3 protein-coding genes and 1 pseudogene are annotated in these 6,817 nt (G+C 71.6%); 3 read left to right on the top strand and 1 reads right to left on the bottom strand.

Annotated elements, in window-relative coordinates; translation table 11 throughout:
* The 3 genes from ACH4XV_RS41600 (at position 1) to ACH4XV_RS41610 (ending at position 6,085) form a co-directional block, all read left to right on the top strand.
* Positions 1 to 4,218, top strand: a complete 4,218-nt coding sequence (locus tag ACH4XV_RS41600; protein ID WP_395798664.1) for a beta-ketoacyl synthase N-terminal-like domain-containing protein — start codon at positions 1 to 3, stop codon at positions 4,216 to 4,218.
* Between the two features lie 187 nt (positions 4,219 to 4,405).
* A complete protein-coding gene (locus ACH4XV_RS41605; protein ID WP_395798666.1) occupies positions 4,406 to 5,575 on the top strand; it encodes a phosphatidylglycerol lysyltransferase domain-containing protein in 1,170 nt (389 codons plus the stop codon).
* A 42-nt stretch (positions 5,576 to 5,617) separates the two neighbouring features.
* A complete protein-coding gene (locus ACH4XV_RS41610) occupies positions 5,618 to 6,085 on the top strand; it encodes an SRPBCC family protein (protein WP_395798668.1) in 468 nt (155 codons plus the stop codon).
* Positions 6,086 to 6,103: 18 nt separating this feature from the next.
* On the opposite strand, the pseudogene ACH4XV_RS41615 reads toward ACH4XV_RS41610, so the two are convergent.
* A pseudogene (locus tag ACH4XV_RS41615) lies at positions 6,104 to 6,817 on the bottom strand (phospholipid carrier-dependent glycosyltransferase); the annotation flags it as partial.

Consider the following 6,817-nt stretch of genomic DNA (forward strand, 5'->3'; position numbering starts at 1 on the left):
ATGGACTTCCCCGCAATCGCCATCGTGGGACGCGGCTGCGTCCTGCCCGGAGCACACACCCCCGCCGAACTGTGGGACACCGTGGTCTCCGGCGCGGTACGGCTGACCCCGTTCTCCATCGGGCGCCCGACGGCCGGGCCCGAGTGGAGCGGGGCCGACCCGGCGAGCACGGTGTTCGGCCACGTCACCGGGTTCGAAGAGCGCTTCGACCCGTACGGCCTGGCCATCGACGCCGAGCAGATCAAGGGCTTGGACCCGACCGTGCGCTGGGTCGTGCACGCGACCCGGCAGGCGCTCGCCGAGGTCGATCGGCTCGGGCTGCACCGACGCACGGGCCTGGTTCTGGGCAACATCTCGTGCCCGACCACGACGATGGTCGCGTACGCCGAGGACGTCTGGCTGCGGTCGCAGCCGGCCGAGGTCCGGGCCGAGTGGCCCCGGCACGACCGGCATTCGCCGATCCCGATGAGCCGATTCTGCTTCGGCCTGCCGGCGCAGCTCGTGGCCCGGGCCTTCGGGCTGCGGGCCGGCGCGGTGGTCTTGGAGGCGGCCTGTGCCTCCGCGCTGTACGCGATCGAACTCGCCTGCCGGAAGCTGCACTTCCGGCAGGCGGACCTGATGGTCGCCGGGGCGCTGAACGGCGGCGCACCCGAGATCATCAGCCACGGCATGGGCAGGCTCGGGGCGCTGAGCCCCACTGCGCGGTCGCGGCCCTTCCACCGGGAGGCCGACGGCCTCGTGCCCGCCGAGGGCACCGCGATGGTCGCCCTGATGCGGCTCGACGACGCGCTGGCCGCGGACGTACCCGTGCTGGGCGTGATCCGCGGGATCGGGGCGACCAACGACGGCGGCCGGGGCGGCATGCTCGTCCCGGACGGCGGTCAGCAACAACGCGCGATGAGTCTGGCCTATCGGGCCGCCGGGATCGATCCCAAGACGGTGTCGCTGCTGGAGTGCCACGCCACCGGCACGGCGGTCGGCGACACCGTGGAACTGGGCTGCGCGGCCCGGATCTTCGCGGAGCGTACGGATCTGCCGATCGGGTCGGTCAAGGGCAACCTCGGCCATCCGCTCACCGCCGCGTCCGGGGCCGCGCTGCTCAAGGTGCTGGGCGCGATGGAACACGGCACACTGCCGCCGACCGTCGGTGCCGACGACGCCAACGAGGCCCTGCGCGGCACACCGCTGCGGCCCCTGGCCCGGCCGGAGGAATGGCGGGGGCTGCGGCGGGCCGCGGTCAGCGGTTTCGGATTCGGCGGGGTCAACGCGCACCTGGTCGTGGATGCCTGGGACACCGCCGACCGGACGCCGACCGCCTTCCCCGGCGTGGCCGTGCCCGGCCCCGCCGGGCGCCGCAGGCACCAAGTGGCGATCGTCGGTCTCGGCGCCCGCGTCGGGGACGGCGACACCACCGGCGACTTCGTCGAGGCGCTGCTGAACGGTGAGCCGAGGTTGCGGCCGCCGCGCACGGTGGAACTGCGCGTGGACGGCCTGCGCATGCCGCCCAACGACATGCTGCAGACCTCCGGGGAACACCTGTTGGTCCTGGAGGCCGCGCGCGACGCGGCCCGCGCGCTGACCCTGCCCGACGAGCGCACCATGGTGCTCGTGGGTGTCGGCAGCGCGACCGTGCACGCCGAGTTCTCCGTCTGGCACAACCGCACGACCGTGGACGCGCGCCGCTCGGCGGCGGCCGCGGCATCCTCCGAGGACCGGGTCGCCGACCCGTTGAACTGTCCGCCGTGGTCCCTCGGGGGCCTGGGCAACATCGCCGCCAACCGGATCAGTGCGCAACTTCGGCTGACCGACGCCAGCGTCGCGGTCTGCGCGGAGGAGGCATCCGGGATCCGGGCGCTCGACCTCGCGGTCGACGCGATCGGCAGCGGAGCGAGCGACGCGGCGCTCGTGGGCGCCGTCGACCTCGCCTCGACGGTGGTGCATAGGTCGGTCGTCCGCGACCTCGGACTGCCCGGAGCCGAGGGGAACGCGGCCGTGGTGCTGGCCCTCAAGCGGCTCGACCACGCGCGTCGGGACGGCGATCCCGTCCTTGCCGTGATCGATCCGCAGGCCGACGACGGGGCCGGCGCCGATGCGGGAGCGGGCGCCGTCGACCTGGTGGTCGGCGACCTCGATCCTTCGTCGGCGCCTGCGGATCGGCCGGATCGGCTGGATCCCTCCGGCCTGTTCGGTCGTCCGCACTGCGCGGCCGGGTTGTTGAGCGTGGCGTGCGCCGCGGTGGCGCTGTATCACCGCACCGTGCCGGCCGTGGGGGGACCGGCGTTTCCGCGGGCGGAGTTGGCGAGGGCGAAGGTGACCGTGGCCCCGCTGGGTGCGCCTGTGGCCGAACTCCTGCTGAGCGCCGGGGATACGGCTCCGGCGGCGACGGGTGTGGCGACCCTGGGACGAAGGGCGGAGGGGTCGACGCCTGCCAGGCGGTTGTCCAGCATTGCCTTCTTCGACCTCAGGACCGTGCTTCGGCTCCAGGACGCGCGGCCGGCGCGGGAACTGGTGACGCTGCCTGCGGCTCGGGCGGTGCCGGCGGCGGAGATCGGCGGAGCGGCGGGCCCGGTGGTGGCTCCGGCTGCGGTGGCCGTGCCGGTGGTGGCTCCGGGGCCCGTTCCCGGTTCGGTTGTGGCTGCTGCTGCTGCTGCTGCGGCTCCGGCTCCGGCCCCCGCTCCGGTTCCGGTTCCGGTGTCCGTGCCGGTTGTGGGTTCGGTCGAGGAGACTCTGGTGCCGACCGCGCTCAGTGCGCACCAGCGGGCCGTCGGCAGGTCGCATGTGCATTTCATGAACACCCGGCATGAGAATCACCTGCTGTTCCTGGAGGTTCAGCGGCAGGCGACCCGGGCGTTGTTGGAAGTCGCCGGCATGTTCCAACAGTCGTACGGACCGGAGGCGGATGCATTCGTGGCGGACTCGGCGGGACCGGTCGCCTCGGTCGCCTCGGTTGCCTCGGTTGCTCCGACTCTGCCGACGCCGTCGGCCCCGCCGATCCCGCCGATCGAGCCGGTTCAGCCGGTCGCGGAGGTCGCGGCGCTCGTTCCGGAGCCGCAACCCGGCCCGGCCGAAAACGAGTTCGTGGTCAGTCCCGATGCCGATCCGTGGGTGCTCGACCACTGTCCCACCTGGACATTGCCGGTGTTGCCGATGATGTGCACGGTGGATCACCTGTTCCAGGCGGCGAGTACGTACACCGGCCTGCGGGCCACCGGTCTGCGGGAGTTGCGCCTTCAACGCTGGATCCCGGTGGTGAGCCCCACCCGGCTGCTCACCCGGGTCGAGCCGATGGCCGATGGGGGCCGGGACGTGCACGCCAGCCTGCTGATGTGGCGGCCGGCCCGGAACGAGGCGCTGTCCAGGTTCGAACTCGTCGCCGAGGCGACGATCACGTTCGACCGACCCGACACGCCGGCTCCGCTGCCGCCGCTCACCGATGCCCAGCGGGCCGAACTGCCCTACCTTACCCACCGGTTGCCACACGGCCCGGCGTTCCGGTACCTCACCGAGGTCGGTTACGGCAGCGGCGGCGCCTTCGGGATCCTGGACGCGCAACGGGGTTCCGTGCCCGGCACGTTCACCCATCCCGGGCTGCTCGACGCGGCGACGCACATCATCGCCGATCGGGTGTTCTGGTTGCCGTACCCGCAGGTCGGGCCCAATGTGGTGCCGTATCCGCACGGCCTGGTCCGCATGGACCTCTTCGCCCCGTTCCCCACCGAGGGGCAACTGCGCGTGGAGGCCCGACCGGGCGGATCCGAGGGCGACCTGCTGTTCGTCGACTTCCAGGTGCTGGCGGGGGATCGGCTGTGCGCCGCGTTCCGCAACGTCAGCATGGTGTCCCCGCCGAGCGTGCTGGAACTGCAATCCGGCGCCGATCGGCGGGCGTTCCTCCTGGAACGCCGACCCGCGCCGAAGATGAGCCTGTCCCAGGTCGTGGACGGCGCGAGCCGGCTGGATCGGGCGGTCCTGGAGACGGCCGACTGGCCCACCGGCGGGCTGGCCTACGTCTACGGACTGCCCGCCGGCGCCCCGGCCCGACTGCACGCGGAGGAGGTGGCGATGCGCGAACACGTGGCCCGGGCCCACGGCGAACACCCCGCCCGGGTCGTCGTGGACGTGGAGAACCGGATCGCCTGGTTGTCCGACCAACCCGACACGCGGCACCATCTCGTGGTGCACGCGGACGCCGAGTCGGTCACCGTCGAGAACCGGCCGTAGCCGACGCGGGTACACGGTCGACGTCGTAGCGGTGGGCGGGTTCCCTTCGGGGCCCGCCCACCGTCCCGTACGCGACGTGGAACGAGTGAACCTCCCGGCCTTTTCGCGGTGAAGGCGTATCAGCACCTCCGGACGACTCGTTTGTCCCAGCGACACGACGACACGACCGCCTCAGCTTGGGGAAGCCATGACCTTCGGCACAGAAGAGCCGCCTTCCGTCCGGAACGACCGGCATCGCGGGAACGGGAAGGGCGACGACGGCAACAGCGGCGCGCTGCCGGTACAGCGGGGAGTGGCCGGCGGAAGCCGAGAGCCCGCGCCCGGCGGCGGCATCGGGGCGGCGACCAGGGTCGCGGTACCGATGGCGGGCGGGCAGGATCCGATCGGGATGTTGCGTGCCCACGCCGACCATCCGAGTGCCTTCCTGGCGGTCAATGCCGGCACGCGCCACCACTACGGGAGCGGCGTCCCGGGGCTCGTCGCGTTTTTGCCGGGGCGGCGCCACCACATCCAGTTCACCGGACCGTTCGCGGCGCCCGAGCACCGAGGGGCGCTGCTCGACGAATACCTGGACACGCTCGAACGCGGCCCCGGCCGGCGCAGGGTGCTGACTGCGGTTCAGCTGCGCTCGCACGACATCGCGTTCTACGCCGATCGCGGCTTCGCGGTGAACCAACTCGGCGTTGCCTACGGCATCGACCTGTCCCGCTTCACGCTGCGCGGCAAACCCCTCGCCAAGGTCCGGCAGAACGTCTCGCGGGCCCGACGGGAGGGGGTCGTCGTCACGGAGGTGGCATCCGACGACGTGCCCGACCGACGCACCCTGGAGCGGATCGACCGCGAGTGGCTGCGCGAGAAGGGCCGCCTCGTGCGGCAACTGTCCTTCATGGTCGGCGAACACGGCGGAATCGGCCGGACGTTGCGCCGTACGTTCCTGGCCCGGCACCGAGGGGAAGTCGTCGCCTACATCACGTACGCGCCCGTGTGGGGAAGCCGCCCCGGGTGGTTGTGCGACCTGTCGCGCCGCCGCCCCCAGGCCCCCGTCGGCACCCACGAACTCATCACCCTCACCGCGTTGAACACCTTCACCGAGGAGGGTGCGGGCTGGCTCCACCTCGGACTCGCCCCGTTCGTCGGACTCGCGGACGAGCACGAACCCCCCAGCGCCTCCGCCCTGTTCGGTTGGATGCTCCGACAGGGGACCAAGCGTGGGCGCGAACTGTACCCGGCGCGGACCCAGGAAGCCTTCAAACTCAAGTGGGACCCACACGTGCGCGAACCCGAATACGTGGCCTTCCAGGACCGCTTCCGGGTGACGGCGGTATGGAACCTCCTACGCGCCACCCGCCTGTTGTGATCTCCGGATGCTCTGCCGGGTCGGCAACCCTAGACTCGGGTCATGGACAGGACGGATCGGGTCGTTCGGGTGATCGCGGCGTCGCCGGCGGCCGTCTACCGTGCCCTCCTCGACCGGGAATCCCTGGAGGCGTGGTTGCCGCCGAGCGGTATGCGTGGGCGGATCGAGCGGTGGGATCCCCGGCCCGGTGGGGGATTTCGGATGATCCTGACCTACCTCGACGCCACCGACGGTCCCGGCAAGACGTCGGACGCGACGGATGTCGTCGACGTCGCGTTCGCCGACCTGGTGCCGTCGGAACGCGTGGTGCAGCGGGCGGTGTTCGCGGCCGACGATCCGGCGTACGCGGGAACCATGACGATGACCTGGCACCTCGCTGCCGCCGGTGCGGGGACGGAGGTGACCGTCACCGCCACGGGTGTGCCGGCCGGGATCGATCAGGCGATACACGAGGCCGGAATCGCCTCCTCACTGGCCAATCTGGCGGCGCATGTCGAAGGGGCCCGCTGACGGCGGTACTTCGCCGGCTCAGATCCAGGTGCCGAACCACAGGCGGTCCAGCCACGCGCTTCGACCGATCGTCTCGCCGGCGAGGATCGGGTAGAAGTAGAGGAAGTTCCAGGCGATCAGGGCGATGATCGCGACGACTCCGGCGGTGCCCCAGGCGCGTCGGCGTTCGGTGGCTCCGGGTGGGCCGAGGAGTGCGCCGAGCATCATGGTGACGGCCAGGCACAGGAATGGGACGAACGCGACGGCGTAGAAGAGGAAGATCGTGCGTTGCTGGTAGGCCATCCAGGGGAGGTAGGCGGCGGCCAGGCCGCACAGGATCGCGCCCGCGCGCCAGTCGCGCCGGCCCGCCCAGCGGAACAGCAGGTAGCCGACCGCGACCACCCCGGTCCACCACAGGAGCGGCGTGCCGATGGCGATGATGGTTCGGTAACACTCCTGCTCGCCGCACCCGGCGGTGCCTTGCCGCAGGGTCTCGTTGTAGTAGAGCACCGGTCGGCCGAGGACGAGCCAACTCCACGGGTTCGACTGGTAGTCGTGCGGAGCCTCCAGATGCGTGTGGAACGACCACATTTCGGCGTGGTAGTGCCACAGGCTGCGTAGGGGTGCGGGTACCCAGGTCATGCCGAATTGGGGCAGTGGGATGCCGAGGACGTGGTCGGGGGACAGTCCGGCGCGGTCGTCGGCCCAGTGGCGGAAGTAGCCGTTGTCGGTGAGGAACCAGCCGGTCCAGGA

It is taken from the genome of Embleya sp. NPDC020630, from assembly GCF_044334985.1.
Taxonomy (GTDB): domain Bacteria; phylum Actinomycetota; class Actinomycetes; order Streptomycetales; family Streptomycetaceae; genus Embleya.